Origin of the sequence: Cyanobium sp. Cruz CV13-4-11 (genome assembly GCF_024346055.1) — a bacterium.
Taxonomy (GTDB): Bacteria; Cyanobacteriota; Cyanobacteriia; order PCC-6307; family Cyanobiaceae; genus Cyanobium.
In genome coordinates, this window is the sequence record NZ_JAGQCH010000022.1 from 16,059 (window position 1) to 42,975 (window position 26,917).

30 protein-coding genes are annotated in these 26,917 nt (G+C 66.2%); 14 read left to right on the top strand and 16 right to left on the bottom strand.

The window, feature by feature from the left end:
* The first annotated feature begins 3 nt into the window (after positions 1-3).
* Positions 4-222 (top strand): Calvin cycle protein CP12, encoded by a 219-nt coding sequence (locus KBZ12_RS14615; protein WP_094586564.1) that lies wholly within the window; start codon positions 4-6, stop codon positions 220-222.
* A 13-nt stretch (positions 223-235) separates the two neighbouring features.
* Here the strand turns inward: KBZ12_RS14615 and cgtA are convergent, their stop codons facing one another.
* Positions 236-1,228, bottom strand: coding sequence for an Obg family GTPase CgtA (gene cgtA / locus KBZ12_RS14620; protein ID WP_254958711.1), 993 nt, complete (start codon positions 1,226-1,228; stop codon positions 236-238).
* 64 nt (positions 1,229-1,292) lie between these two features.
* Here cgtA and KBZ12_RS14625 point away from each other — a divergent pair, with 64 nt between their 5' ends.
* The 3 genes from KBZ12_RS14625 to KBZ12_RS14635 are packed head-to-tail and all read left to right on the top strand — an operon-like array spanning position 1,293 to position 3,303.
* Positions 1,293-2,531: an ATP-binding cassette domain-containing protein gene (locus tag KBZ12_RS14625; RefSeq protein ID WP_315859328.1), complete on the top strand. Its 1,239-nt coding sequence runs from the start codon at positions 1,293-1,295 to the stop codon at positions 2,529-2,531.
* Between the two features lie 4 nt (positions 2,532-2,535).
* Positions 2,536-2,910 (top strand): nucleotidyltransferase domain-containing protein, encoded by a 375-nt coding sequence (locus KBZ12_RS14630; protein WP_254958712.1) that lies wholly within the window; start codon positions 2,536-2,538, stop codon positions 2,908-2,910.
* An 18-nt stretch (positions 2,911-2,928) separates the two neighbouring features.
* Positions 2,929-3,303: a HEPN domain-containing protein gene (locus KBZ12_RS14635; protein WP_254958713.1), complete on the top strand. Its 375-nt coding sequence runs from the start codon at positions 2,929-2,931 to the stop codon at positions 3,301-3,303.
* Positions 3,304-3,306: 3 nt separating this feature from the next.
* Here KBZ12_RS14635 and KBZ12_RS14640 read toward each other — a convergent pair whose 3' ends face one another.
* The 3 genes from KBZ12_RS14640 to KBZ12_RS14650 all read right to left on the bottom strand — a co-directional run bounded on the left by KBZ12_RS14640 (position 3,307) and on the right by KBZ12_RS14650 (position 5,879).
* Complete coding sequence (locus KBZ12_RS14640) at positions 3,307-4,455, bottom strand: sulfotransferase (protein ID WP_254958714.1); 1,149 nt, start codon at positions 4,453-4,455, stop codon at positions 3,307-3,309.
* Positions 4,456-4,530: 75 nt separating this feature from the next.
* Complete coding sequence (locus KBZ12_RS14645) at positions 4,531-4,758, bottom strand: hypothetical protein (RefSeq protein WP_254958715.1); 228 nt, start codon at positions 4,756-4,758, stop codon at positions 4,531-4,533.
* A gap of 635 nt (positions 4,759-5,393) precedes the next feature.
* Complete coding sequence (locus tag KBZ12_RS14650; protein ID WP_254958716.1) at positions 5,394-5,879, bottom strand: hypothetical protein; 486 nt, start codon at positions 5,877-5,879, stop codon at positions 5,394-5,396.
* Between the two features lie 66 nt (positions 5,880-5,945).
* On the opposite strand from KBZ12_RS14650, the gene KBZ12_RS14655 reads away from it, so the two are divergent.
* On the top strand, positions 5,946-6,137 hold the full coding sequence (locus KBZ12_RS14655; protein WP_254958717.1) for a hypothetical protein: 192 nt from the start codon (positions 5,946-5,948) through the stop codon (positions 6,135-6,137).
* A gap of 73 nt (positions 6,138-6,210) precedes the next feature.
* Positions 6,211-6,429 (top strand): nucleotidyltransferase domain-containing protein, encoded by a 219-nt coding sequence (locus KBZ12_RS14660; RefSeq protein ID WP_254958718.1) that lies wholly within the window; start codon positions 6,211-6,213, stop codon positions 6,427-6,429.
* Here KBZ12_RS14660 and KBZ12_RS14665 read toward each other — a convergent pair.
* Together KBZ12_RS14665 and KBZ12_RS14670 are read right to left on the bottom strand one after the other, a co-directional pair.
* Positions 6,371-8,833 carry an endonuclease MutS2 gene (locus tag KBZ12_RS14665; RefSeq protein WP_254958719.1) on the bottom strand — a complete coding sequence of 821 codons (2,463 nt, stop codon included), beginning with the start codon at positions 8,831-8,833 and terminating at the stop codon, positions 6,371-6,373. The genes KBZ12_RS14660 and KBZ12_RS14665 overlap by 59 nt on opposite strands.
* Positions 8,830-9,261, bottom strand: a complete 432-nt coding sequence (locus tag KBZ12_RS14670; protein ID WP_254958720.1) for a VOC family protein — start codon at positions 9,259-9,261, stop codon at positions 8,830-8,832. Before KBZ12_RS14670 ends, KBZ12_RS14665 begins: the two co-directional genes overlap by 4 nt.
* 285 nt (positions 9,262-9,546) lie before the next feature.
* Here KBZ12_RS14670 and KBZ12_RS14675 point away from each other — a divergent pair, with 285 nt between their 5' ends.
* From KBZ12_RS14675 to KBZ12_RS14685, 3 genes are all read left to right on the top strand, one after another.
* Positions 9,547-9,690, top strand: a complete 144-nt coding sequence (locus tag KBZ12_RS14675) for a hypothetical protein (protein ID WP_254958721.1) — start codon at positions 9,547-9,549, stop codon at positions 9,688-9,690.
* A gap of 357 nt (positions 9,691-10,047) precedes the next feature.
* A complete protein-coding gene (locus KBZ12_RS14680) occupies positions 10,048-10,749 on the top strand; it encodes a hypothetical protein (protein ID WP_254958722.1) in 702 nt (233 codons plus the stop codon).
* Between the two features lie 74 nt (positions 10,750-10,823).
* Positions 10,824-11,717 (top strand): hypothetical protein, encoded by an 894-nt coding sequence (locus tag KBZ12_RS14685; RefSeq protein ID WP_254958723.1) that lies wholly within the window; start codon positions 10,824-10,826, stop codon positions 11,715-11,717.
* A 48-nt stretch (positions 11,718-11,765) separates the two neighbouring features.
* On the opposite strand, the gene hemB is transcribed toward KBZ12_RS14685, so the two are convergent.
* From hemB to KBZ12_RS14700, 3 genes are all read right to left on the bottom strand, one after another.
* A complete protein-coding gene (hemB, locus tag KBZ12_RS14690; protein WP_254958724.1) occupies positions 11,766-12,767 on the bottom strand; it encodes a porphobilinogen synthase in 1,002 nt (333 codons plus the stop codon).
* 129 nt (positions 12,768-12,896) lie between these two features.
* Complete coding sequence (locus KBZ12_RS14695; RefSeq protein WP_254958725.1) at positions 12,897-13,040, bottom strand: hypothetical protein; 144 nt, start codon at positions 13,038-13,040, stop codon at positions 12,897-12,899.
* 178 nt (positions 13,041-13,218) lie between these two features.
* Positions 13,219-14,193: a DnaJ C-terminal domain-containing protein gene (locus KBZ12_RS14700; RefSeq protein WP_254958726.1), complete on the bottom strand. Its 975-nt coding sequence runs from the start codon at positions 14,191-14,193 to the stop codon at positions 13,219-13,221.
* Between the two features lie 148 nt (positions 14,194-14,341).
* On the opposite strand from KBZ12_RS14700, the gene KBZ12_RS14705 reads away from it, so the two are divergent.
* Both KBZ12_RS14705 and KBZ12_RS14710 read left to right on the top strand, forming a co-directional pair.
* Positions 14,342-14,818: a thioredoxin gene (locus KBZ12_RS14705; protein WP_254958727.1), complete on the top strand. Its 477-nt coding sequence runs from the start codon at positions 14,342-14,344 to the stop codon at positions 14,816-14,818.
* 154 nt (positions 14,819-14,972) lie between these two features.
* Complete coding sequence (locus tag KBZ12_RS14710; RefSeq protein ID WP_254958728.1) at positions 14,973-15,323, top strand: PilZ domain-containing protein; 351 nt, start codon at positions 14,973-14,975, stop codon at positions 15,321-15,323.
* 435 nt (positions 15,324-15,758) lie between these two features.
* Here KBZ12_RS14710 and KBZ12_RS14715 read toward each other — a convergent pair whose 3' ends face one another.
* Both KBZ12_RS14715 and KBZ12_RS14720 read right to left on the bottom strand, forming a co-directional pair.
* Positions 15,759-16,865 carry a GGDEF domain-containing phosphodiesterase gene (locus tag KBZ12_RS14715; protein WP_315859430.1) on the bottom strand — a complete coding sequence of 369 codons (1,107 nt, stop codon included), beginning with the start codon at positions 16,863-16,865 and terminating at the stop codon, positions 15,759-15,761.
* Positions 16,834-18,300 carry a diguanylate cyclase domain-containing protein gene (locus tag KBZ12_RS14720; RefSeq protein WP_254958732.1) on the bottom strand — a complete coding sequence of 489 codons (1,467 nt, stop codon included), beginning with the start codon at positions 18,298-18,300 and terminating at the stop codon, positions 16,834-16,836. The genes KBZ12_RS14715 and KBZ12_RS14720 overlap by 32 nt, the downstream gene beginning before the upstream one ends.
* 742 nt (positions 18,301-19,042) lie before the next feature.
* Between KBZ12_RS14720 and kdsB the strand changes: the two genes are divergently transcribed.
* On the top strand, positions 19,043-19,855 hold the full coding sequence (gene kdsB / locus KBZ12_RS14730; protein ID WP_254958733.1) for a 3-deoxy-manno-octulosonate cytidylyltransferase: 813 nt from the start codon (positions 19,043-19,045) through the stop codon (positions 19,853-19,855).
* Between the two features lie 9 nt (positions 19,856-19,864).
* On the opposite strand, the gene KBZ12_RS14735 is transcribed toward kdsB, so the two are convergent.
* From KBZ12_RS14735 to KBZ12_RS14755, 5 genes are all read right to left on the bottom strand, one after another.
* Entirely contained in the window at positions 19,865-20,443 is a 579-nt protein-coding gene (locus KBZ12_RS14735) for an HAD family hydrolase (RefSeq protein ID WP_254958734.1), read from the bottom strand.
* Between the two features lies 1 nt (position 20,444).
* Positions 20,445-21,290, bottom strand: coding sequence for a 3-deoxy-8-phosphooctulonate synthase (gene kdsA, locus KBZ12_RS14740; protein ID WP_254992741.1), 846 nt, complete (start codon positions 21,288-21,290; stop codon positions 20,445-20,447).
* Entirely contained in the window at positions 21,287-22,306 is a 1,020-nt protein-coding gene (locus KBZ12_RS14745) for an SIS domain-containing protein (RefSeq protein WP_254958737.1), read from the bottom strand. Before KBZ12_RS14745 ends, kdsA begins: the two co-directional genes overlap by 4 nt.
* A gap of 74 nt (positions 22,307-22,380) precedes the next feature.
* Positions 22,381-23,559 (bottom strand): glycosyltransferase family 1 protein, encoded by a 1,179-nt coding sequence (locus KBZ12_RS14750; RefSeq protein WP_254958738.1) that lies wholly within the window; start codon positions 23,557-23,559, stop codon positions 22,381-22,383.
* A gap of 56 nt (positions 23,560-23,615) precedes the next feature.
* Positions 23,616-24,476, bottom strand: a complete 861-nt coding sequence (locus tag KBZ12_RS14755) for a fatty acid desaturase (RefSeq protein ID WP_254958739.1) — start codon at positions 24,474-24,476, stop codon at positions 23,616-23,618.
* 280 nt (positions 24,477-24,756) lie between these two features.
* Between KBZ12_RS14755 and KBZ12_RS14760 the strand changes: the two genes are divergently transcribed.
* Positions 24,757-25,749 carry a glycosyltransferase family 4 protein gene (locus KBZ12_RS14760; protein WP_254958752.1) on the top strand — a complete coding sequence of 331 codons (993 nt, stop codon included), beginning with the start codon at positions 24,757-24,759 and terminating at the stop codon, positions 25,747-25,749.
* Positions 25,743-26,915, top strand: coding sequence for a hypothetical protein (locus tag KBZ12_RS14765; protein ID WP_254958740.1), 1,173 nt, complete (start codon positions 25,743-25,745; stop codon positions 26,913-26,915). The genes KBZ12_RS14760 and KBZ12_RS14765 overlap by 7 nt, the downstream gene beginning before the upstream one ends.
* Positions 26,916-26,917 lie beyond the last annotated feature (2 nt).

Consider the following 26,917-nt stretch of genomic DNA (forward strand, 5'->3'; position numbering starts at 1 on the left):
TGCATGAAGACGATCGACGACCACATCGAGAAGGACAAGGTCGAGATTGAATCGGCCAAGGCCGACGGCAATCTCGGCAAGGTGCGCCATCTCGAGGAGGAGCTCAAGGCCCTCAATGAGTACAAGGAGCACCACCCCGAGGACAGCCACGACCCCAGCCCCCTCGAGGTGTACTGCGACCTCAACCCCGAAGCGCCCGAGTGCCGCGTCTACGACGACTGATCCCCTGACCAGCTCAGGCGATGCCCAGCTGCTGCCAGACGGCGGCCAGCAGGGTATCGAGCCCCTGGGAGGCGGCGGCGGAGATGACAAGGGGGGGCTGGCCGGTGTGGGTGGCGATGGCCAGCACCCGTTCCTCCAGTTCCTCCGCATCACACAGCTCCATCTTGTTGAGCACCACCAGGCGGGGGCGTTCGCTGAGCCCGTTGCCGTAGGCGGCGAGCTCCTCCTCGACCACCAGCAGATCCCTGAGCACGTCGTCGCCGCCCGCATCCACCAGATGCAGCAGCAGGCGGGTGCGCTCGATGTGGCGCAGGAATTCGTGGCCCAGGCCGGCCCCGCGGGCCGCCCCGGCGATCAGGCCTGGGATGTCGGCGAAGACGGTGCCGTCCCCGCTCGGCCGTCGCACCACCCCCAGGTTGGGCACCAGGGTGGTGAAGGGGTAGTCGGCGATCTTGGGCCGGGCGGCGGAGAGCACGGCGATCAGGGTGCTCTTGCCGGCATTGGGCAGGCCGATGATCCCCACCTCAGCCAGCAGCTTGAGCTCCAGCTGCAGCTTCCACTCCTCGCCCTCCTTGCCCTCGGTGAACTTTTCCGGGGCCCGGTTGCGGTTGCTGAGGTAGTGGGCGTTGCCCAACCCACCGCGGCCGCCGGCCGCCACCAGCAGCTCCTCACCGGCATGGGTGAGATCCCCCAGCAGGATGCCGGTGCGGCAGTCGCGCACCTCCGTGCCGCAGGGCACCCGGATGGTGAGGGTGGGGGCACTGGCCCCGGAGGAGCGGTTCGGGCCACCGCGACGGCCGTCATCGGCGGCGAACAGGCGTCGGTACTTGAAATCCAGCAGGGTCTGGAGATTGGAATCGGCCACGAGGAGCACGTCGCCACCGCGACCCCCATCGCCCCCGGATGGCCCACCGGCGGGGACGTATTTCTCACGACGGAAGGCCACGATGCCGTCGCCGCCGCGGCCGGCGCGCACGGCGATGCGGGCCTGATCGATGAACTGCAAGGAAGGTTTTCGGCCGGGGCTCGGATGAGGAACAACCCTAGGATCCCCCGGTTGCAGCGCTTGTTTGGCCGCGGTCCGCTTCCAGAAGGTCGGCAAGACCTACCCGCCCCGTCGCGGCGGCAGCCCGGTGGAGGTGCTGCGCGAGCTCGACCTGCAGATCGAGGACGGTGAATTCCTGGTGCTGGTGGGCCCCTCGGGCTGCGGCAAGAGCACATTGTTACGGTTGCTGGCGGGCCTGGAGGCCACCACCTCCGGCGAGATCTACGTGGGCGAGCGGCCCGTGAGCCGGCTGCGGCCCGCCCAGCGGGATGTGGCGATGGTGTTCCAGAGCTACGCCCTCTACCCGCACCTGAGCGTGGCCGACAACATCGGCTTCGGCCTGCGGCGCAGCCGCCACCGCAGCCTGAGCCAGCAGCTGCAGGACAGCCTGCACCGGGCCAGCCGCGGCCTGCCGGCGGCCCTGCGGATCGATTCCGAGCGGGAGCGCCGCATCGAAGCGCGCATCGACGAGGTGGCCGCCACCCTGGAGCTGGAGCCGCTGCTGGAACGCCGGCCCAAGGAGCTCTCCGGGGGCCAGAAGCAACGGGTGGCCCTGGGCCGGGCCATCGCCCGAGCGCCGGCGGTGTTCCTGATGGATGAACCGCTCAGCAACCTCGACGCCAAGCTGCGCACCGGCACCCGCACCCAGATCGTGGAGCTGCAGCGGCGCCTGGGCACCACCACCCTCTACGTCACCCACGACCAGGTGGAGGCCATGACCATGGGCCACCGCATCGCCGTGCTCAACGAGGGCCGGCTGCAGCAGCTGGGGACGCCCATGCAGCTGTACCAGTGGCCCGCCAATCTGTTTGTGGCCCAGTTCATCGGCAGCCCGGCGATGAATCTGCTGCCGGTGACGGTGATCGGCGCGGGGCAAGTGCAGTTAGGCAGCCGCAAGCTGGCGGTTGAGGGTCCCCTTGCCGAAGTGCTGGCGGCGCGGGCCGGGCAGGAACTCACCGGCGGGCTGCGGCCGGAGCACTTCCAGCTAGCTCCCTCCACCAACCGCAACCTGCGGGCCGAGGTGAGCCATGGCGAAGCCCTGGGCAACGAACAACTGCTCACCTGCCGACTGGAAGAGGGTGGTCACCTGGTGCAGGTGCGGGTCAGCCCTGAGAAAATTCTGCCGCCGGGGACCAGCCTGCACCTGGATATTGATCCCCGCGGCTGGCGCCTGTTCGATCGGGCTGGCGATGCCTTGCCCCCATCCAGGCCTGAGGCCGCGCCGCCGGAGCTGACGCTGCCGCAGTTACCCCGCCTAACCTGAATGGGTGGCAACCTTTTCCCCCACCCACAAGCAACGGTGCCCGCTCGGTCCGGGGCTGGAGGCCGCTGAGATCGGCGCAGCACTGGCGCAGCTAGGCCAGGACCCAGAGGTTGAGAGAATGGTTTTGTTTGGCTCCCGCGCCCGTGGCAACGCGCGAAGGGATTCAGACCTCGACCTGCTCCTGATCGTGGCGGGCAACCTCACCCCGGAACGGGAAAGGCGGCTACGCAGCCGGGTCCGCAACCTGATGCTGCCCCTGCTGCCGGTGGATCTCGACCTGCTGATCAACGATGCTGCCACCACCAGCAAATGGGCTGGCTCCCGCTGGCATGTGCTCGGCCACATCCACCGCGAAGGGATGCCACTCGATGCCAACTGAGTCCGATACCCTCTGAGGATGATGCCGCCTGAGGAGGACGCTCGCGCCATTCTGCGTCTGGCCCTGCGGCACGAGCAGTCGTTGGCAGCCAGCCTGGATCCGGGCTTCGCGCAGGAGAACTGGGGGTTTCTCGCCCAGCAGTGCGTGGAGAATCTGCTCAAAGGGCTGATCGTGTTGGCCGATCAGCAGCCGCCCCTCAGCCATGACCTGGCCCGCCTGCAGCTCCTGGCCGGGGCCAGGCTGCCGGAGGAGCTTCTGGACCTGCAGGAGTTTGCCGTCAAGGCCCGCTACTCGCCAGAAGACACGCCACTCCCCGCGAGCCGGGAGCAGCTCCTGGCCCTCATCCGCCAGTTGCGCAGCGCCCTGGAGGCACGGCTGGCTGTTCTGGGCTGAATTTCAGCTGCAGGCCAGGCTCGCCAACTGCTCCCACTCCTCGCCGAACAGCCAGTCGTACTGGCGCCAGCGACCCACGGACGTGCTGTAGATCGGCTCGCGGGCCTGGCTGTGGCTGAGGGTGATCGGGATGCGCGGGTTGCGTTCGGGGTGCAGCACGCCCTCATGCATAGGCATGTGCATGGCATCGAGGCAGCCGCGCAGGCTGGCTTCCGGCTGCGCCACCAGCGACTCATACCGGATGACGCGATGGTTGAGCTGGAGCCGCTCGATGGCCAGGCTGGTCAATTGCAGATGAATGCTCAGCACAGCCCGGATCTGATCGAGGCTGCTCACCCAGCCCAGGACGCCGGTGGGGCGGATCGCCGCCATGCTGAGACTGAGGGCCAGGTCGCGGGGCTCCCGGCGCAGGTGCAGCACCACCGATCCGGGCAGCACCTGGGCGATGGCGGGCAGCCACATCCAGCTGATCAGCGACTTGTCCACAATCCAGGAGGCGTGCCCATCGGCGAGGCGCTGGGCAGGCTGGCGGTAGATCCTGCCCAGGGCGGAACGGCGCTGGCCGCTGAGGCCAGCGAGCTGGGCGGCACCGATGCCCTGCTCCCCCAGCTCCCGGGAGAGCAGGGTGAGTCCCTGAAATTCGCCGAGGCCACACACGGATGGGTGGCCATCGAGCATCTGCTCCAAGAGCGTGGTGCCTGAGCGCGGCAGGCCCAGCACGAAGGCCACCTCGGGCTCCCCCGCAGCAGCGGCAGGCGGGGCGGGCGGCGAGAACGGTTGGAGATCGGCGCAGCGCAGCGCCTCCAGCTGCTCCTGCAGCGGGGCCAGAAAGCACTGCGGATCAAAATGAGGGGCCGTGGCACGCTGCACCTGCTGCGCCAGCGACCAGGCCTCGCGGTAGCGACCGAGCTGGTCGAGCAGTTTCACGGCGTCAAATCCGGCCATCCGCCGCAGCTGGCCGGGAAAGCGACCCTCCGCCAGGGGCAGCAGGGCTGCCACGGCCGCTTCCGGGTCGGTGGCGGAGGAGAGCCTGGCGGCGAACAGCCGCCCCTCCGGTGTTGCCGCCCAACCCGGGTGGCCTTGCAGGAGCTGGCCGAGCGCCGGATCGTCTCCGGCGTGATGGCAGGCATCGGCCAGGAAGCTGCAGGCCACCGGGGCGATGCCGTCCTGCCGCTCCGTCAGCGGCTGAAGCAGCGCCAGGGCCCGATCGAGCTGCCCGAGCTGAAATCACACATAGCCCTGGATCAAACGAAACCGCGGCGTGCGCCCCAGGGCTCGCTCGATGTAATCCAGACGCTCTTGGGCCTCCAGCAGGGCATGGGCAGAGGCCAGCCGCTCAGCCTCTGCGAGCAGGGCCTGGGGATTGGACGGCGTGGCCCCGAAGCCGGAGCGGGCGGGCGGGCCACCAGCCCTTCGCTTGCCTGAGGAGCTTGCCTGCTTGCGAGCACTGGTCATGGCATCGATGGGTCCCACAGCCCGGTGGCGGGGGCGGCACGCAAGTGGTGAGGTGAGGCCATCCTGACAGACTTGATTGGTCCACCCACAGGCCACGCCTCGGGCCCGACCGACACCTACACTCGCGCCAATTGAGAAACTGTCATCCCCCCCAGCAGAGGGTTCAAAACCAAGCCCGAAAGAGTAAACTAAGGGGGGGTTATTGTAGCTTGCAAACAGCTATGCTTTCTCTTGCAGTTCCTCCTAAAGCAAGGTCTCTGAGCTCTATTGCCCTCGGCATCGCCAGCGCTGCGACCCTGGCTTCACCCGCCCAGGCCGTGCAGCTTCAGCAGGATTTTGCGGGCGTCTATGCCCCAGCCAACTGGACCCTGGCCGCCAATGGAGGCAATGGATCGGTAGATACCACGAGAGCACCGGGTTCTATTAATTACCCTTACTGGCAGCAACCAAAGAGTCGGCTTCGACTTTGGCCCGAGCATTAACACCGATTACACCACAACAGCCTTTGCCTCTGGCCCGGTCAGCTTCAACTGGGTATATTCTTCAATTGATACACCTGGATACGATGGCTTCGGTTACTTGTTAAACGGCGCCTTCACTCTACTTGCCGCTACTGATGGCAGCTCTGGCTTAGGTCAATTCAATGTCCTGGTCGGAGATACATTTGGTTTCAGGGCTTTTTCTTTTGATGATACAGCTGGCCCTGGCATCGCCACGATCAGCAATTTCTCAGCGCCTACTCCAGTCCCTGGTCCGCTTCCCATCTTCGGCATCGCCGCTGGCTTCGGCTTCAGCCGCCGCCTGAGGCGCCGCATCAAGCTGGCCAAAAGTCCAGTGGGCACCGATTCAGTGGCCGCCGAGCAGCTGTAATCCAAACCTGCAATGCCCTTCAGCCCTGCCTCTGGCAGGGCTTTTTTGTGTTCACCGTCCCCAGCCAGCAGGTGGCCGGTGGTGATCACTCCGGCATGGTGAAGGGTTTGCTCCCTCTGCGATTTGCCGGAATGCTCGCCAGGGAGGCCGGCCGGATCCGCATTCATTAACCAGGTCGGGATATACAAATCATCCAGCAGACGCCAGATCTCGCCGAGCCCGCTCCAACCAGTCGACCGAACCAGCGGCATCCGAACCGGCCGATCTGCGCTCCTGCTGGGCCATCCCCCAGAGCCGGCAGCCTGCCATTACAGCCGATGAACCGCTCCGCCGACTGGCTGCATCAGGCGCACTCCGATCTCGATCTGGCGGCGCTCTACATCCCCACCCGTTACCCCGATAGCCTTCTCAATGGAGCCCCGAGGGATCACATCGGCCGGCTTCAAAGCGACGACGCCCAGCGCCATGCCCGTTCGATCGTTGACGCAATTACTACTGCGCTGGCATGAGCCGGAGCATGTGCTTCACCAGGTTGCCGGCTGGGCCGAACGGATGGCGGTGTAGCACCCAGGCCTGAAGAGGGTGGGCGTTTTCGGCAGCTACGGCCGCGGCGACACCGGCATGGGCAGCGACCTGGATCTGTTGTTGATCGATGCCGAGGCGTGCGAACCCCAGCACCAGCGACAGCGACAGCGACAGCCGCTGGCTCTGGCAGCGCTGACCACCCCACTCGTTGCCCACTTCACTTCACCCACACCACGCTGCAACCCGCGCCGCCGTCGCCCTGCTCGGCATCGCTGACCCGCTCCACCCAGGCCAGGCCGGAGAGCCACTCGCGCAGGCCCCGCTTGAGCTTGCCGGTGCCGATGCCGTGGATCACCCACACCGGCCCGTTGGCACCCCGCAGGCGCTCCTCCACCGCCGCCTCGGCCTCGTGCACGCGCAGGCCGCGCACGTCCACCGTGTTGCGCTCGGTGCGCACCTCGGGACCCCGGCTGCCCGGGGACCGGCGGCTGCGGATCCGCACCTGGGGCGGCGGCTCGGGGGGGGCCGGCTTCTCGCCGTGCAGCCCTTCGATGGCGGCCAGCGCCACCGTGAGCCGCAGCACGCCGCAGCGGACGGTGAGCTCGCGGCCGTCGTCGGAGATCGCCAGCACCTCGGCGGCCTTGCCCAGGGCCAGCAGCCGGATGCGATCACCCACCCGGGGCCGCCAGCCTCCATGCTCGCGCTGCTCCGGCAGGGGCCTGTGCTGCTGCTCAAGGTGCCGCAACCGCTGGCCGGCCTGGCGGGCCGTTTCCCCCGCCACCCGTCCGCCGACGCGCACCTCCTGACCCACCGTGCGCAGCCGCCGGATCAGGCGCCGCACCTCCCCCTGCCCCTCGCGGATCGACAGCTCCAGCCGCTGGCGGCGTTGCTCCTGCAGTTCCGCCGACTGCTCCTTCTGCTGCGACCAGCGCTGCAGCAATTCCTCGTGCAGCAGCTCGGTGCGGGCCAGCAGCACCGCCGCGGCCTCAGCCGCCTCCTGCTGGCGCTGGCGCTCCTGCTCCAGCCCCTCGATCACCCGATTCACATCACCCTCGCCGCCTGGCTCCAGCTGGGCGGCGGCCGCCGCCAGCACCGCGGGATCGAGGCCCAGCCGGGAGGCGATCGCCAGGGCGTTGCTGCGGCCGGGGATGCCCCACTGCAGCCGGTAGGTGGGCGAAAGCGTTTCCCCATCGAAGGCCACCGAGGCGTTCTCGAAGCGGGGATCGGCGTACTTGAGCGCCTTGAGCTCGCCGAAGTGGGTGGTGGCGATCGTGAGGCGGGCCCGTTCGGCGAGGTGGCGCAGCAGGGCGGCGGCCAGGGCACTGCCTTCGGTGGGATCGGTGCCGGCCCCCACCTCATCGAGGAGCACCAGGGCCGCCGGCCCCTGCGGCTGGGCGGCCCCCTCCGGCAGGGCCGCCCCCTCCGGCAGGGCCGCCAGGATGCGGGCGATGCGGCGGATGTGGCCGCTGAAGGTGGAGAGGTTCTGCTGCAGCGACTGCTCGTCGCCGATGTCGGCCAGCACCTGACCGCACCAGGGCAGGCGCGGCGTGCCGCCGCAGGGCAGGAACAGGCCGGCGCGGGCCATCAGGGCCGCCAGGCCGAGGCTCTTGAGGGTCACGGTCTTGCCGCCGGTGTTGGGGCCGGTGATCGCCACCACCCGCAGCTCGGGGCCCACGCTGATGCTCACGGGCACCACGGGCCGGCCGCCCTCGCGCCGCTCCTGCCAGAGCAGCAGAGGGTGGCGCAGGTCCCGCAGCTCGAACGGGGCGTCGGCCGTCTCGGCCAGCTCGGGCCGCACGGCTCCCAGCCACTGGCCGTAGCGGGCCCGGGCCAGGCCGGCATCGAGGCGCACCAGCACCTGCTGGAGGTGGTCAAGAGGTTCGGCCTGCTCGCCCACCAGGGCGCTGAGTTCGCTGCGCACCTGGCGCTCCAGCTCCCTTTCCTGGCCCTCGGCGTCACGGATGCGGTTGCCCAGGGGGATCACCGCCTGGGGCTCCACGTACACCGTGCTGCCGGAGGCGGAGCTGTCGTGCACCAGGCCGCCCACCTGGGCGGCGGCACCGGCCTTGACCGCCAGCACCGGCCGGCCGCTGCGCTCGCTCACCACCGTGTCCTGGAGCAGGGAGGCGTAGCGGCGCACCAGCTCCTGCAGCCGCTCCCGACGCTCGCCGCGCAGGCCCAGCAGCTGGCGCCGCACCGCCTGCAGCGGCCCACTGGCCCGATCCGCCACCCGGCCGCCCTCCTCCAGGCAGAAGTGCAGCCGCTGCTCCAGCTCCGGCAGGGTGCGCAGCTCGGCCACCAGGGCACTGGTGATCGGCCGCAGCTCGGGATCTTCGATCTGGCGCCGCAGCCGCCGCGCCGTGGCCAGGGTGGCGGCCACCGCCAGGAGCTCCTCGCCGCCCCCACAGCCGCCCTTGGCACAGAGGGCCACCGTGGCGGCGATGTCACCGGCCCCCTGCAGGCTGAGGCCCCCCTCGCAAAGGCCATCGAGGGCCAGCAGCTCGGTGGTTTCCAGCAGCAGGCGGCGGCTCTCGGCCGGGTGGTCCGGCAGAGCGAGCCGGGCGCAATCGCGCCGACCGGCGGCGGTGCTGGCGAAACCGGCCAGGTGGGCGGCCAGTCGGGGCCACTCCAGCAGCTCCAGCGTCTCCTGGAGGATCTCGCTCACAGGGTGTGCACTCACCCAGCCGGCGGGAGGGAGGTGGTGGGGGCGGAAATGGCGGCGGCTCCGACGTTGGAGGGGATGCCGGCCGGAGGCTCGTAGAGCACCTCCAGCCAGTTTCCCTCCGGATCCTGCAGATAGAACGAGGCGGTGCCGTCACGGTGGTCGTGCAGCGGCCCCACGGGATGGCCACTGGCCACCAGCTGGGCGTGCACGGCTTCCACATCGGCGCGCGTGTCGAAATGGAAGGCGAAGTGGGGGCCCGCCGCTCGGTAGTCGGGACTGAGCAGGGCCACGCCGTCACCGGTCATCGGCGACTGCAGGTAGGCCCAGTCGGCGGCATCCCAAGTGAGCTGAAGTCCGAGGGCCTCATAAAAGGCCTTGGCCCGCTCCATGTCGGCCACCCGGAGGGCCACATGGCCAAGGCGATGGACGGAGGCCGGTGCCATGGCGAAGGGGATCACTGACGCCATTCTCCTGCAATGGGCTGGCGATGGTGAGCGGCGCCGGTGCGAAACAGGAGTCGCTGCGCATCGCCCGGGTCCATCCGATCGCCAGGCGTGCCGCGGAGCTGCTGCCAAGGGATCGGCAGGGCCGGCAACACGGTTAAGAGGCGGAGCTCTCCTTCCTCAGCCGCTGAGGCCAAGCCAGAGTTCCGCTCCCACGATGCAGTGGTCACCCTCGGCCCCTGCCATGCCCAGTTCGTTACTTTCCGAATCTAGGCGCCTCTGCTGGTGGCCATCGCCCTGAGCGGAGCTGGCATCGGCGGGATGGCCCCCGCCCAGGGCCAGCCGATCCGAGGTGGCGTGGGTGGGCCGGCTTCCGGCGCCGGGGTGCAGCCGGGTGCGGGCTTCGGACGCCCGGGCCTCGGGCGCTGAATTCCTGGGGTCACCGGGATCCCGAGTTTGGTGAACTGATCCTGTTCGGCTCCCGGGCCCGGGGGGGAGGCAGGCTCCGGCTCGGATCTCGACCTGCTCGTGATCGTGCGGGGCACCCTCACTCCGGAGCGGGAGCGGGAGCGGCAGCTGCGCTCGCGGGTGCGCACCCTGCTCCTGCCCGTGCCGCCCGTCGACTTTGACCTGCTGATCAGCGATGCCGCCACGGCCGCCCACTGGGCAGGCTCCCCTAGCATGTGCTCGGCCACACCGCTCGCGAGGAGGTGCCAGTTTGCACAGTGTCAACAGCGCCCTACCAGGGCGCACGATGCTGGTAGTCTTTTGAAAATTCATTGAAAAATGAAACTCTCAACTGCTTTAAGCTTCTGGGGAACAGCTGGCATCGCCGCGGTCACCCTTTTGGACGCTACCCCGTCCAAAGCTACTTTGTTTATCAATTTTATTCCTCTCAGCAACCCAGCGCAAACGCGCATCCAGGTATCCGGTACCATTAATCCATTTAATCTTGGCACCTCTTCGGCACAAACCGTAAACCTCTTCCCAACTAGCGGAGCAAATTCGTCCAGGATAGTTGTAAGCCCGAACGACCAAGTCAGGTGGAACTACGCTCCCAGCTTAATCGCTGAACCCGGTCGTCGCTACGCTATCTCCGGATCAACTAACCCGTTTACTGGCTCTCCAACAGGTGCTCTGAGTGCTGGCTGGATAGGTTCTACCCCAAAGAACCTACCTCCGCTCGTTTTACGCACGAGCACGGCGGCCTTGGATCTCTGGCTTCCAAACGCCTTTACCGGAGGAACTACTCCCGTTAACGTAGCCAAGCCTATCTCTGCCTTTTTTGATGTCAATTTAAGCCTGGCGCAGATCGGCCTCGCCTCGCCACAAATTGTTTACACTTCTGGCACTGAGCAAATCATTCTTCGTGAAGGTCCCGCTCCAGCTCCAGGACCTTTACCTCTTCTTGGGGCCGCAGCGGCCTTTGGCTACTCACGCAAACTTCGCAACCGCATCCAAAAATCCACGCCTTCGCCTACCGCTTGAATACCATCAATACATTTACTTAACATCACCACCCCAAAGCTCTGTAATTACAGGGCTTTTTTTATTCCCTAAACATGAACGCCCGAAGCCTGAGCAGCCTTTCCTTGGTGTTTGTGGTTCTTTATGTCCTGTTGGTGGTTTCGAGTGCCATTCCCATAAAACTGTTGGATTACGACTGGCTCAATCGCGTTACCGCCACCTTGATCAATGGCTCGAGCTTGCCACTGCTTGCGCTTTTTATCCTTGGGGTGGGAAACCTGCTCTATCCTGAAAATCAACTTCTAGATAAGCTCCGCAAGCTCTTTTCTGGCCTCGCCGTCGTGGCTGTCTACGGCTTCCTACTGCTGATTCCGCTGCACATCTTCACGGGTCTTCTTCTACAAACCACCAACTCTGATCAATTTCGCGCTCTCGATGAAGCAGAACGACAACTCAATTCCTATCGCCAGGCTGCCAATCAGGCCACCAGCGTCAGCGAGCTTCAAACACGCCTTACCAAGCTGAGTGCGCCTGTACTCAAGCCAGAAATCCTTGCCCGAACCCTTCCGGAAGTGAAGGTTCAATTGAGCTCTGCTTTCAATCAGGTTGCCGCCCAGATTGCCCAGCAGCGCAAAGCCTTAACGGCAGAAAACAGTTGGAGCACCCGCGGGCCTCAGATGTTGCGCATTGTCATGGCCTGCCTAGTGCTGGCCTTCGGCTTCGCTGCCTTTGCCCAGCCCATGCCCTCCGGCCCCCTGCTGATCGACAGCATTGAGCAGAAGCTAGGCCACTTCCGATCAATCAAACAGCAAGCGGCCAAACAGCAAGCGGCGCTTGAAGATTTGAAGAAAATGAAAGACAATCAGCGTACAATCTTTCTGGAGGCGGAGAGAGCAAAGAAGAGGAATGAGGCCGAGATGCGCAAGCAGCGTGAACGCATGAAGCGTCAAGCCGATCAGAGAAACAAGCGCAAACTTTGGGGGCGTTGATCTTGGGGAATTAAGCAGTTGTCTTCTGGCTAGATACACCTCCACCTTTCACCCCCGCCGCAGCCAGGCAGCCGCCTCGCAAGCGTGATAGGTGAGGATCAGATCGGCGCCGGCGCGCTTGAAACTCAGCAGGGTTTCGAGGGTCACGGCCCGTTCATCAATCCAGCCGCGTTCGGCCGCCGCCTTCACCATCGCGTATTCGCCGCTCACGTTGTAGGCGGCGATCGGCTGCTCGCTTTCCTGGCGCAGGCGATAGATGATGTCGAGGTAGGCCAGGGCAGGCTTCACCATCAGGATGTCGGCCCCTTCGCTCTCATCGAGCTGGCACTCGAGGATCGCCTCGCGGCCATTGGCGGGATCCATCTGGTAGGTGCTCTTGTCCTTCGGGATCGGCTTACCGGAGTTGGCGCGCGGGGCCGAATCGAGGGCCTCGCGGAAGGGTCCGTAATACGCAGAGGCGTACTTGGCGGTATAGCTGATGATGCCCACCTGCTCAAAGCCCTCCTCATCGAGGGCCTCGCGGATGGCGCCCACCCGACCATCCATCATGTCGCTCGGGCCGATCAGGTCGGCGCCGGCGCGGGCCTGGGCCACGGCCTGCTGGCAGAGGATCGACACCGTCTCATCGTTGAGCACCACCCCCTCGCTGCTCACGATGCCGTCGTGACCATCGCAGGAATAGGGATCGAGGGCCACATCGGTCATGATCGCCATGCCGGGGTGCACCTCCTTCAGGCGCCGGATGGCACGGGGAATCAGGCCGTGCTCGTTGAAGCATTCGGCGCCATCGTCCGTCTTGAGGCCATCGGCCACCTTGGGGAAGAGCACCACGCAGCGGATGCCCAGATCCCAGGCGCGACCCACCTCATCCACCAGCCCTTCCAGGCTCCAGCGGCTGGCACCCGGCATGGCGCCGATCGGTTCGATGCTGGTGCCCTCGTGCACAAAGAGGGGATAGATGAAATCGGTGGGGGCGAGCTGGTGTTCCCGCACCAAGGCTCTCAGGGCCGGTGTGCGCCGCAGCCGGCGGGGACGGTAGGTGAGCTCCATGCGCGGGCGGGGGGGGCTAAGGCGGATCCTACGTATCAAGGGCAAGAGAGACGGAAGGAGCCGGGCGGCCCGAAACGATCACGAACCTTCCCCCCGCAGCCAAAAGCAATAGACATGCCCAACCGGGCCTCAGCGCAGGGCATTGCCGAGCACGATCACCCCGTAGCCCACCAGCGCGGACACCCGCACCACCGTGCCTAGCCTGTTGACCCTGGCCAGGGTGGCCACGACCTCACCCTCCGCCGCCCGGGCCCGCAGGTTGCCCCCCCACACGAACAGCAGGCCGCCTGGTCGGCAGCAGGCAGCCTCCCGGCGGGTTGACTCACCAACACCAGCGCCATGAGAGCACCCATCACCCAGAGCAGCGGGCGGCGGGCGGCGGCGATGGAGCAGCGCCGGCATCAGGGCGCCAACGGAAGCCCCTCGATCCTGGCGCGGCTGGTGAATGGCGTCAGAGGCGGGCCGAGCTGGCCCAGCCTTGGCGGGGATCGCTGCTGCGGTTGCGGCGCAGCTCCTCCAGCAGTTCCCGCTCGCGCTCGCTGAGGTTTTCCGGCATGCGCAGCACCGGGCTGAGCAGCAGGTCGCCGCGGCCCTCCTTGAGCGGCCAACCCTTGCCCTTGAGCCGCAGGCTGCGGCCGAGGGTCATGCCGGGGGGCACCTGGATGGTGGCTTCCCCATCGGGGGTGGCCACCCGCACCTCACCGCCGAGGGCCAGTTCATCGAGGCTCAAGGGAAGCTCGGCCCGCAGCTGGTCGCCATCGAGGCGCCAGACGGGATGGGGCTGGAGCTTGAGGGTGAGATAGAGATCGCCGCGGCGACCGGTGCCCGGCTGCAGGTTGCCCTTGCCCTTCAGCCGCAGGCGGCTGCCGTCCTTGACACCGGCGGGGATGCGCACCTGCACCCGCTCTTCGTTGACGGCCAGGGTGCGCTCACAGCCGCGGAAGGCATCGGCCACCGGCAGGCTGATCGTGGCTTCCGCATCGAGCTGCACCTGGGTGGAGCGTTCGGCACCGCCGCCACCGAATCCAGTGTGGAAACCACCGGGAAAACCGCTGCCGAAGCCGAAACCACCGGGGGCACCGGCCGCGGCGCCGCCACCGAAACGGCCCAGCAGATCGTTGATGAAGTCGTCGAAGTTGCCGTAACGGCCGAAGTCGACATCGACCCCGGGAGCGCCGCCGCCACCGCCCATCTGGTTCCAGTACTGGCCGAACTGCTCGTAGCGACGGCGTTTCTCGGGATCGGAAAGCACTTCATAGGCTTCGCTGATCTCCTTGAAACGGGCCTCGGCGGAGGCATCGTCAGGATTCACATCCGGGTGGTACTGACGGGCCAACTTGCGGAAGGCGCGCTTGATGCCATCGGCATCGGTGCCCCTCTCGACACCCAGAACCTTGAAATAGTCGCGGTACCCATTCACGCTCATCTCGTCACGCTCATGTCGCCAGGGCGCCCGTCACCGACCAACCCGGCGATTCTCCCAGTCCTGGCGTGGATTTCACAGCTCCCGGCAGGGCGGAAGCCCGTACGGGCCAGGGCGAGCAGCCTAGATTTTCTCCTCTGTCCATCCGCCGATGCGCTTGTCGTCCCCCTCCAGGAAAGCCACCCGCCCGGCGCGGCTGAGGCCCCTGCTGCTCACGGGCGGACTCCCCACCCTGCTGGGGTGCGCGCTGACCTTCACCCCCCCTGCCCATGGGGGCCAGGCCGGAGGGTCCACCACCCCCACGCTGGGGGAAGCCCTGGCGCCGTCCGACAGCGCCCAGATGGAGCTGACCGAGCACCTGCGGCGCATCGGGGCCGTGTTCTATGGCGCCTGGTGGTGCCCGGCCTGCTTCCGCCAGAAAAGCCTGTTCGGCCAGCAGGCGGGTGATCAGCTGCCCTATGTGGAATGCGACAAGACCAAGGAGGGTCGGGAGCGCTGCCAGGAGGCGGGCATCAAGGCTTACCCCACCTGGGTCCTGGGCAGCAAGCGGGTGGAAGGGGTACAGACGATCGAGGAGCTGAAGCGCTGGAGCGGTTACGCCAAGGCGCCGGCTGGGGGCACCCCCTGAGCGGCACCCTGGCGTGCATTGGCTGCTGCGGAACGTGCCCTCCAGCTGTTGTTCAGGTGTGGAATCCAGGCTGACAGCCCTGCTGATTTGGTATTGCCAACAAATCCTTTTCTGCAGAACACTGAAACCTGTCTGGAACCAATCTCCTCACCTCATGGACAGGAAGGAATCAACACTTCCTGCCCGAGAACCGAGGTTTTCAGCACCTTTTTTCCAGATCCTCATAAGAGTTGAGCTATTTATTCGGGATAATTGTTATTTGGGACACCTTCGGGATGGGAGTCGCTCCGGGGCCTGCATCCGCAGCTTCCAGCCGGTTCCCACGGGATCGCCGGCCCAGATCCGTTTCCACGACCCTTCCGATGAGGAGATCATCGAGACGAGGGTAGAGCTGGTCTGGATGAACCAACTCAGGGGTGCCCACTACTCAGGTCTCAGATTTGAAGAGGGTTTTGACATCACCAAGACCTTTCTCAGACTCCTGCTCAAGGCCGAGGAGTCCTGACGGTCCAACGCCCCCCTGCGGGGGCGGGTCCATGCGCCCCATCTCTGCAGCGGATGAGGATCGCCTGCGGCTCGGTCGCCGGGTCGGTGCCAGCCGATCCAGCCATTGGCCATGGCAACTGAGGTCCCTCGGCCTGGCCAGCCTGTTCCGTCAGCGCCGGTACAGTCCCGCGCCCAACGGGCGCCACCACCAACTGCTGTGCCGCCCCACCGTGGAGGACCCGGGCGGAACGAAGAACGTTCCTGTGCGGATCCGGGGATCCGAAGCCCAGGTCGCGTTCCACCACGCCAGTCAGAGTCGCAGGAGCCTCAGCTTCACCGAGCGGCAGATCACCCCGAGCAGGGGCAGCGGCGCCCTCATCACCTCCGGGCGGTGCCGCAGACGCCCCGTTCCCTGCGGGTGTTTCCGCCCGGGGCCTGAGACCCGCGGCGGGACTCAGGCCGGAGCCTGGGGACTTGCGGGCAGCGGATGGATCACGGGCTCGATCTCCTGCCAGGGGCGCGGCCTGGAGAACAGGTAGCCCTGAAACTTCTCGACCCCAAGCTGCGCCAGGATCTTCAGGGTTTCAGAACGCTCCACACCCTCGGCCACCAGGGAGATACCGAGATTCCGGGCCAAGGAAATGATCAATACCACGATGCCTTGAACATAAGGATCTTTATCCATGACATCCACAAAGGAGCGGTCGATCTTGATCTCATCAGGACGCAGCTCACTGAGCAACGTGAGGGATGAATAGCCAGTACCGAAATCATCAAGAGAAATTCGTACGCCCCGCTGCCGCAGCCCCGAAAGGTTGTTGCGCATGACCAACGTGGCTTCCAGCACGGCCCGTTCGGTGATCTCGTTGGTGAGAGCCTGAGGTTCGATATCATGGCTGGCGAGCTGCTCGTCAAGCAGCTGCAGCAGGTGTTGATCGGAAAGCTGGGTGGGGTAGAGATTCACCGCCAAACACAGACCCGGGATACCCTGACGCAGAGCAGCGAAGTCGCTCAGGCTACAACGCAGGATGGCTTCCCAGAGAACGCCGAGCTGGCGATGCTTCTGTGCCAAGTCAAGAAACTCCTCGGGTGGAATCATCCCCCGGTTGAGATGGTGCCAGCGGGCCAAGGCCTCGACCGCCAGGATGTTGTTGTTGCCATCAACAATTGGCTGAAACTCCACCTGAAGCTGCTGCTTCCGCACCGCTGCCATCAGATCGAGATAGAGCTGATAGGTCTCGAGTTCACTGCATTGATCGGCAACATCGAAAATGGCGATGCGGGAGTGTTTGTGCCGCTTGGCCCTGTACATGGCAATATCGGACTGCTGCATCGCCTGGGGTGTTGCGGTCACCCGTGGATCGATCAAGGCGATGCCAATGCTGAGGCTCACCTCGATCGGGATGCCATCGACCCGAACCGATTTGGCAAGGGAGGCTGTGATACGGCTGGCCAAGGCGTGGGCGGTGGCCCGCTGCACCTCCTCGCTGGGGGGGCTGATGTCGCTGAGATCCATCAGGATCGCCAATTCATCCCCCCCCGTAACGGCAAAGGAAGTCATTGGGGCGCAGCAACTGCCGCAGTCGCTGCGCCACGATCGTCAGCACATTGTCGCCGAAGCTGTGGCCGAAGGTGTCGTTGATCTCCTTGAAACGATCCACATCAACGAACAGCACGGCGTAGCGAGTTCCCCGCTCACAGTTGGTGCTGGCCACCAGGGCCAGCTGGTCGAGAAAGAAGCGCCGGTTGGGAAGCTGGGTGAGGGGATCGATCAGGGCCAGGGTCTGGGCACTGTCGAGAAACTCCTGGAACTGGCTGGCCAGACGCTCCAGGCGATCGTCCACATCCCCGAGCCGGGTGACGGAGGGCGCCGCTGCGCCACTAAGGACCTTCCGCTCTGCCATCGCGAAGCCCGCAGCGACCCCGGGCTTGCCGCTTCGGGTGGCGTGGTCGTCTTGATCGGGACCCGGGGGCAGCGGTGGCTGGCCATGGAGCTGGCGCAGGTGCAGCAGGCGCCCCAGTGCCTGACGCCCCTGGGATGCCGCCGGGGAGTTAAGCCCCATCTGGGCGTGCAACTGGTCCAGCTCGCGGCAGACCCGGCGGATGCGTCCATCGGCCAGGCGTTCGCGGAGGCGGCTGCGGAGGCGCTGGCGGCGACGCTCCAGCAGCAGGATGGAGCGGAAGCCGAGCAGCCCGAGGACCAGGGCCAGGGCGAGCAGCAGATCCTCGAGCAGCACCCGGGCCAGGATCGGCAGCAGGGGCCGGGGCCGGAAGGCCAGCAGAGCTCCACCGTCGCCATGGATCAGAGGGCGGATCGACTCGGGTGGAACCAGGATTGGGTCCCGGCCCTGGCCCGCAGGCAGCCAGATCACATTGGCCTGGAAGGATTGGAGGCTGCGGCGGATTCCCTCGTTGTAATCGTCGCGGATGAGGGGATCCAAGAACGCCAGCGTGCCCCGCCGTGGCGCCGTGCTGTTGCTGTTGGAGATCGACGTCACCACACCGATGTAGTCCTGGCCGCCTGGATCGCGGCAGAGCAGCCGCACGGAGTTGGCCATGGTCCTGAGTTCCGAGAGACCACCGCGGGCGCAGCGCACCAGGGCGGCCATCTCCCTGGGCTGATGGCTCCGCAGGGCATAGGTGAGCACGGGCTTGCCGGCCTCGTTGAGCACCAGCATCACCATGCCGCCATTGAACAGGGCGGTGGTCTGGATATCGGTGATCGGAAAGCGTGGGTTGGTCCCGCTCACGAAGCCATAGAGACTGTCCCAGCGCCCCCAGTCGAGGGTGGCCCGGGAGAGCGATCCATAGGCCACTTCCACGATCCCCTGTCCCTCCTGGAGGCTGCGTGACTGCTCGTGCAGCTTCGCGGTTAAACGTTGGCTGAAGTGAATCACAACCAGCGGCAAAAGCAGCGCCAGCGAAACGGCCAGGGCGGTGCCCGCGACAGCCCTCGAAGGCCTGGAGTGGAGCTCTTCCTTCCACCAGGAGCGCATCAGGCGATGCAGCGAGGTCTTCGGAGATCTCGCCGGTTGTTGCGGACAACTGTGGTTGTGCCGTTGTTTTCGGGGGAAGTCCAGTGTCACTCTCAGCGAAGGTCCACGATTCCTCGGCCACGGCCACGAGGGTGGCGTGCTGTGCAGGCACCTCCATCCTGAAGGCTATAGCTTTCGCTCCTGCGGTCAGCACCTACGCCTGCCGGGCCGATGGTGACAGCACGGTCCCTGGCCGTTCCCGTCCACGGGCAACCACGGTGCAGCGGTTGACCAGGGGGCAACCCGGCCAGGCGATGCGGGTGGCGGTGCCGGTGCCGGTGCCGTGAAGGACGGGGCGGAGGTCCTCGCCCTGGAGCCGCCACTGTTCAAAGGGAAAGGGCCCTTCCAGGCCCCATGGGTCATTTGGGTGACAAGGCTGACCTCACCCCGTCTCCGTTAAGAGTGTCAGGCAGCCACGGGGGCGGCTTGACGGGAGAAACGAACGATGTTGTTCGCTGTTACGGGTTCGCTCTTACCGAGCAGGCTTCAGTCACCCTCCTCATGCCCCGTCGAAACCATTGCAGCCCCGGGATGACGGACCGGCCAAAGCCGGCGGGTCGGAGGGGGGAATGGAGCTGAGCGGAATCGAACCGCTGTCCGAGACACTGGTGTGGACCACCTAGTTCGTCCGAAGACGAGCCTGTTCATCTTGCCACCTTCGGGCCGCCTACGCTCCGGTCCACTGGCCGGGGAAAGATCGCCGATGGCTGAGCAGGGATCCGACTCGGCCGTTGTGGTGGCCGTGCCGGCGCGGCTGGCCTCGTCACGGTTGCCGGGCAAGGTGATGGCCGATGTCGGCGGCCAGCCGATGCTGCGCCACGTGCTGGAGCGTTGCGGCCAGGCTCGGGGCGTGGCGGCGGTGCTGGCCTGCAGCGACAGCGCCGAGGTGCTGGACGCCGTTCGATGCTGGGGATTCGAAGCCCTGGTGACCTCTGAGCACTGCAGCAGCGGCAGCGAGCGGCTGGCCTCCGTGCTGGCGGACCTGGTGGCTGCCGGTGGCGCAACGCCGGAGCGCACGTTGGTGATCAACGTGCAGGCTGATCAGCCCCTGCTGGATCCAGCCATTCTCGAAACGATGATCGCTGAGGCCTCTGGAGCGGCGGCTGGGGCCCCTGGGGCGGCCGTCTGGTTGCCAGTGATCACACCGGTCTACCCACTGGTTCCGGACAAGATTCACGATCCCAACGTTGTGAAGGTGCAACGCGCCGCCGATGGTCGGGCGATCACCTTCTCCCGCAGTGCCCTGCCCCACGTGCGCGACCTGACGCCAGAGCACTGGCACAGCCGCACCACCTACTGGGGCCACGTGGGCATCTACGGCTATCGCGCCGATGTCCTGGCCGGCTGGAGCGGGTTGCCCCCGTCACCGCTGGAACGGCTGGAGAAGCTCGAGCAGCTGCGCCTGATCGAAGCCGGCATCCCGATCGCCACCTTTCGCGTGGCGGCCGATTGCTTTTCAGTGGACACCCCCGCCCAGCTGGAGCAGGCCCGTGCCCTGTTCCGGTCACAGGCCTGAGGACCCTGATCAGCTGTTGCCTTCCCGCCAGCCCTGGCGGTGCAGCTCGGCCAGCTGCCCCTGGCTGGCCAGCAAGGCTTCGGCGCATTCGCGCAGGGCGCCGGCGCCGCCGCGGTGGCGCAACACCCAATCGGCCTGGCGGCGCAGCCCCCGGACGGCATCGGCGGGCGCCACCAGCAGACCGACAACCGGCCGCACGGCCAGGTCGTTGAGGTCGTCACCGATGAAGGCGGTGTGCTCACGGGCCAGGCCCAGGTCGGCCCGCAGCTGCACGAGGCCTTGTTGCTTGTCACCCACACCCACGCGGCAGTGTTTGATGTCCAGGTGTCGGGCCCGCTGCTCAATGGCGCCACCGCGGCCGCCGCTGAGCAGGGCCACGGTGATGCCGGCGCGCTGCAACATCCGTACCGCCAGTCCATCGCGCACGTCAAAGCGCTTCAGCACCCGGCCGTCCTCGTCGTAAAGGAGGCCGCCATCGGTGAGCACGCCATCCACATCACAGACCAGCAAGCGGATCTGGCGTAGGCGAGGCGTGAGCAGGTGCCGCTGAAAAAACGAGCGCAGACCCAGGCCGCTCAGGCTCTCCATCTCAGAGGCTGCTTTCGGCCGTTCCGCCTGCCACCACCGCGCGGATGGCCAGCAGCTGGCGCAACATCGCCTCCAGCCGGTGCAGCGGCACCATATTGGGGCCGTCGCTGAGGGCCTGCTCCGGGTCGGGATGCACCTCCATGAACAGCCCGTCCACGCCCACGGCCATGGCCGCCCGCGCCAAGGTCGCCACGAATTCCCTCTGGCCGCCGGAGCTGGTGCCGCGACCGCCGGGCTGCTGCACCGCGTGGGTGGCATCGAAGATCACCGGGCAGCCCAGGGCCTGCAGCTGGGGCAGGCTGCGGAAGTCGACCACCAGGGTGTTGTAGCCAAAGCTGCTGCCGCGTTCGGTGAGCCAGAGTCGGCCACTGCCGGCCACCAGGCCGCCATCGGCCAGTTTGTTCACCACCTGGGCCATGTCCCAGGGAGCGAGGAACTGTCCCTTCTTGACGTTCACACACTTCCCGGTGCCGGCGACCGCCCGGGCGGCGGCCTCCAGCAGGTCGCTCTGGCGGCAAAGAAAGGCCGGGATCTGCAGCACATCCACCGCCTGGGCGGCGGCAGCCGCCTGATGGCTTTCATGGATGTCGGTGAGCACCGGCACCCCGAAGTGCTCGCGCACCTCCGCCAGGATGGCCAGGCCCTCGTCGGGGCCGGGGCCGCGGTACGACTGGCCGGAACTGCGGTTGGCCTTGTCGAAGCTGGCCTTGAAGACGAACTCCACCCCCAGCCGGCGGCAGAGGCTGCTGACCTGATCCGCGACCTGAAACACCAGATCGCGATTCTCGATCACACAGGGCCCGGCGATGAGGCGGAACGGCACTGGTGCGGCGGCTGAAGGATTCATAGCTGCACAGGGCCGAGGCCGGCCTGAACCAGATCATGGAGTCGAAGCAGTCCCTGGAGCTGCCATGGGTGGTCGGGGTGCACCACGGGCAGAACGGAGATCGACTGGCGCGGATTGCGTTCCATCAGCGCCAGAGCTTCGGCCGCAAGGGTCTGGGGGGCCACGGTGATCGGATGGACGGTGGCCATCTGAACGGCCGTCACCGCCCCCCAGTTGTGGGGGCCATGGCGCTGCAGGGCACGACGCAGGTCCCCGTCGGTGATCAATCCAGCCAGACGCTGCGGGTCCCCTTCCGCGTGGACCCAAGTGGCGCCGAGGCTGCCTCGGTTGGGACTGCCCTGGGTGAGTTGGGTGATCACCAGCAGCAGCGGCGCATCGGGCGCCAAGGGGGTGAGTTCGTGGGCCGGCACCATCAGATCGGCCACGCGCAAGGTGAGACGCCGTCCGAGCGTGCCGGCGGGGTGATTGACGGCGAAGTCGGCAGGGGAGATGCCCGCCCGCTCCATCCACACCGTGGCCAGGGCATCACCCACGGCCATCGCCACGGCCGTGCTGGCGGTCGGGGCCAGGTTCAGGGGGCACACCTCCCGGTCGACGGAGCCATCCAACACCACATCGCAGTGCCGGGCCAGGCTGGAGGCCAGGCGACCCACCAGGGCAATGCAGGCGGCCCCACGACGTTTCAGGTGGGGCAGGATCGCCAGGAGCTCCTCGGTTTCGCCACTGTTCGAGAGCAGCAAGGCCACATCCCTGTCCGACACGATGCCCAGATCCCCATGGAGGGCATCGACGGGGTTGAGAAACACCGCTGTCAGGCCCAGGGACGAGAAGGTGGCGGCGATCTTGCGGGCGACGATGCCGCTCTTTCCGATCCCGGAGAGCACCAATTTGGCGCGGTGCTCTCGAGCGTTCGCCAATAGGTCAAGGGCCGCTTCCACCTGGGCGGCATCCAGGCGATCGGCGGAGAGGGCAATGGCTGCCGCCTCTTCCTGCAAGCAGCGGGTGAGGGCAGACACGGCAACGAACGGAGAGACGTCATCTTCTCAGCCCTGCAGGGCGGCGGCGCCACGGGAGTCCAATGCAGGGGTTCTCAGGCGCCGCGGCCATGGCCGGTTTCCACCAGCACCTGCCGGTAGCTGTCGAGGAGGCCGGCGAGGATCGCATCCCAGCTGAAGGTGAGGGCCCGCTGGCGCGCCTTTTCGCCCATGTGGGTGCGCAAGGCGCCGTCGTGCACCAGTGATTCCAGCCGATCTGCCAAGGCCCCGGCATCGCGCGCAGGCTCGATAAAGCCGGTCTCGCCCGGCACCACCAGCGAGTTGCTGCCACTGGCCAAGGCATTGACTGCCGGCAACCCGCTCGCCATGGCCTCCAGCGTCACATTGCCGAAGGTCTCGCTCTCGCTTGGGAAAAAGAAGATGTCGGAGCTGGCATAGGCGCGCGCCAGTTCCTCGCCATGCAGGAAGCCAGGAAACAGCGCATCGGGCAAGGCGACCTGCATCGCCTTCATCTCGGGGCCATCGCCTGTGAACATCGCGCGGAACGCAACGCCGCGCTTCTTGAGCAGCGTCAGCACACGGACGGCGAGATCGGTGTTCTTCTCTTTCACCAGCCGTCCGGTGAAGTTGATCACCACGTCATCAGCGCCGATGCCGAGCGAGTGCCGCCAGGAAGGATCGCGCCGGGCCGGGCTGAACAGCCCGCTGTCCACGCCCCGCGCCCACACCTCGATATGCTCCGACATGCCTTCCTGCCGGATGATCTCGGCCATGGATGGCGAGGGCGGGTAGACACGCCGGCACCGCTTGTAGAACCAGCGGAGATAGGCGGTGGCAATCCGCTCCAGGAAGCCCGCGCCATAGAAGTGGAAGTATTTGTCGTAGCGGGTGTGGAAGGAGGCAACAACTGGCAGCCCCTGCCGTTCGGCATGGCGCAGCGCCTTGTAGCCAAGAATGTCCGGTACGGCGATGTGGATGAGGGTGGGCCTGAAATCCGCAAGCCGCTGCCTCGCGGCTGGGGGAAAGCCCAGCGCTATACGGTATTCGGTGCGGCCCGGAATGGCCATGGATGGTACCGTGACTAGCTCTCCCGCGGGCTCAAAGGCCGCAACGGGGCCGGCTGGCGCAAATACCAGAACGGCCACGCCGCGCTTCCGCAGAAAGGCCACCAGCCGGTTCAGGGACAGCGCCACGCCGTCCTTGATGTAGTTGTAGTTGCCTGTGAACAGCGCCACCCGCAATTCCGGCAGGGACTCGTTGTGGGTATCGGTCAAGTCTGTGCTCAGGCGGGGGCCTTCACCTCCCATGGACGCCATCGAGACGCAGCGGCTTAGTAGGAGCGCTCATTCAGGTACCTGGAGTAGGGCGAAAGGTTGGGATCGGTGATGAATCGCCACAGACAGCCTCCCCAGGATCGATGGGACGGCTGTTGATAGAGATCAGGAGCCAACTCCCTGATCCGGGGCAAGGCCACCCATGGAACCGAAGGCAGATCATGGTGCTCCATGTGGTAGCCCACATTGAAGGCCAGGCGATTGGCCCATCCATACATCGACGCTGTTTGCTGCCCGGGGAAATACACGTAGTGCTCCGCCAGCCAGCGGCCCGCCAGTGGATGGGGCCCCAGGGCCACCAGGGTGGAAGCGAGCAGATAGACCAGGGCCACACCACCTCCGGCCGTCAGCACCGTCAGATCGGCCAGTAGCACCAGCACAAGATTCAGGGCCATCCAACCCCTGGGCCCTGCCATGGCCTGGCTGGAGAAGGGCCGAAGGGCAACGCTCAAGCCAAAGCCACTCATCCAGAGCGCCTTGCGCCAGGTGGAGTGGCCCACCAGCCGTGCCTCCAGGGGTGTAGGCAGATCGGCATCCACACCCAGCTGTCCCATGGCGGCATGGTGGCGCAGGTGATGTCGCCGAAAGCTGGCGGCCGAGGGGATGGCCTGGGCCAGGTCGCAGAGGATGGCCAGCACCTGGTTGTGCCAGCGATGGCGTGACACCAGATCGTGGGCACAGTCGTGCATCAGCACAAACAGGGCGTGGCTGATGGGCGCGCCCACCAGCCAGATCAGTAGCAGCACAGCCGGCCAGGGCAAGCGGGGGACGGCCACCAGGGCCAGCACCCACTGGGTGGCCACCAGGGAGAGGATCCAGAGGGCCGTGATCGGGTAGGGCTGGCAAAGGCGTTTCACCTCCGGCACCTGCCGAAGCAGATGGCGACGCCTGGCCGGGTGAGGCTGCTCGCCTGTGGGGGAGCGCAAAAATCGACCTGGGTTAAGGTTCGGGTGCAATGGGCTCAAAAGCTTGCCGCAGCCCAAGAGTCTCATGAAACCACGCGCTCTGCGGCTCGTGTTTGTGAGTCACTGCATGGCTCCGGCTCGGGCCCCGAGCAGCAACGCCGGGGGCATGCAACGGGCGGCCAGGGATCTCCTCACCCAGCTGGAGGGCCAGGAGGATCTGAAGCTCAGTAAAATGGTTTTGGCTTGTTCGAGGCGAGACATCGGCTGGCGGGTCCCCCTGTTTCTTCTGGCCATGCCTTGGCGCCTGATCCGGCAGGTCTGGTTATGGCGCGCCGATGTCGTGCTATTTGCCTCGCTGAACCCGGCGCTGCTGTTGCCCCCGTTGGCACCGCTGCTGCGGCGGCGGGGACTGAGGCTGATGGCCATCGCCCATGGGCTGGACATCACCCAGGGGCCGCCGATCGCGCAGTGGTGGATCCGGCGCAGCCTGGCCCAGCTGGACGGTCTGATCGGCGTCAGCCGTGCCACCGCCCAGGCGTGCCTGGAGCGGGGTTTTCCAGCGGATCGGCTGGAGGTGCTGCCCAATGGCATCGGCCAGCGGTGGCGGGCCGCCCCCCCCGTCACCCACAGCGAGCGAATCCCAACCAGGGTGCCAGGCACCTTTGTGTGCCTGGCCGTGGGCCGCCAGATTCCGCGCAAGGGTTATGCCTGGTTTGTGGATGCGGTGATGCCCCTGCTGCCGGAGCATGTCCACCTGTGGCTGGTGGGCAGCGGACCCCAGGCCGGGGAGATTTTCAGGGCCATTGAAAAACGTGACCTACAGCACAGAGTGTTTCCGCTGGGACTCCTAGAGGATGGGGAGCTGGCCTGCACATACCGGCTTGCCGATCTGTTCGTGATGCCAAATCTCCGAATCAATCGCGATATGGAAGGTTTCGGCATCGTGATGCTGGAAGCTGGGCTCCATGGCCTTTACTGCCTGGCAAGCTGCATGGAGGGCATCACCGATGTCATCAGCGACGCCAATGGCGCACTGCTGCCGCCACGGGATGCGGAAGCCTTCGCCCAGGAGATACAGGCCCAGCTGGCCCTGACAGGCCAGCAGCGGCAACAGCAGAGCGAGCGGGCAGCCGCCTGGGTGGAACAGTGCTTCGGCTGGAGCAACCTGCTGCCCCACTACCGCGCCGCCATCGAGCGGGTACGCAGCCAGCCGAGGACATGGTGACCACAGCCAGCGACCTCCATGCCTCCACCATGGCCAGCAACCATGGCCGCTGGCTGTGCATCGTGGCGCGCCGCTGGAAGCGGGTGGTGCTGCAGGAGTTCCTGCGCGGGGCGACGAGCCTGCGTTTCTGTACGAGGTTGCCTCGCAACGCCTCGGCCTACCGCCAGGTCGACCACCTGCTGGTGTGGGGCCGCCAGACGACCATCCCCGCCGAGCTTCTGGCCGCCCATCCGCATCTGAAGATTGTCACGGCGGAGGATGGGTTCATCAGTTCACGCGGGTTGGGGCTCACCGGCAGCTTCTATTACTCCCTGCTGCTGGATCGTCTGGGCGTGCATTACGACGCCCAGGCCCCCTCGCAACTGCAACAGCTGCTCAACCAGCACCCGTTGACCACGGCCGACGAACAGCTTGGCCAGGAGCTGGTGGCCTTCATCCGCGAGCATCGGCTCAACAAATGCAATCTCTCCCAGCCGGCCCTGGATGCGACGGCACTGCCGCCACGGCACCGCACAACGATTCTGGCCGTGGGCCAGGTGGAAAGCGATCAGGCGCTGCGCAAAAGCCTCAGCCCCGTCCGCAGCAACAAGGCCCTGCTCCAGGCCATTCGGGAGCAGCATCCGGAGGCGTGGATTGTCTACCGCCCCCATCCCAATGATGTACGCAAGGGCTACCTCCGAGGCAATCGTGCCTACCTATGGCATCAGCATTGTGACCAACTGGCCTGCGACAGCGACATCAGCCATTGGATGGATGCCGTGGATGCGGTGCACGTGATCTCCTCAACGGCCGGCCTGGAAGCGCTGATCCGCGCCAAGCCCGTGCATACCTACGGCACCCCCGCCTATGCGGGCTGGGGACTCACCAACGACTGGGCCGAGCAGCCCGGCCGCGACCGCCAACTGAACCTTGATCAGCTCGCCGCGATCATGCTGGGGCGCTATCCGCGCTATTTCAACTGGAGCAACGGCCAGTTCTGCGATGCGCTGAGCTGCCTGCGTCACCTCCAAGCCATCAACAGCCAGACCATCCAAGAATCTTTCTACAGCCGCAGGCTGGCCAACAAGCAACGACGCATCCGCTTGGTAAGGCGCCTGAAGATGGCCGCTGTGCGCCAGGTGGCACCCTTCGGACATTGGTTGGAGCGGGCCCCACAGGTGGGTTGATG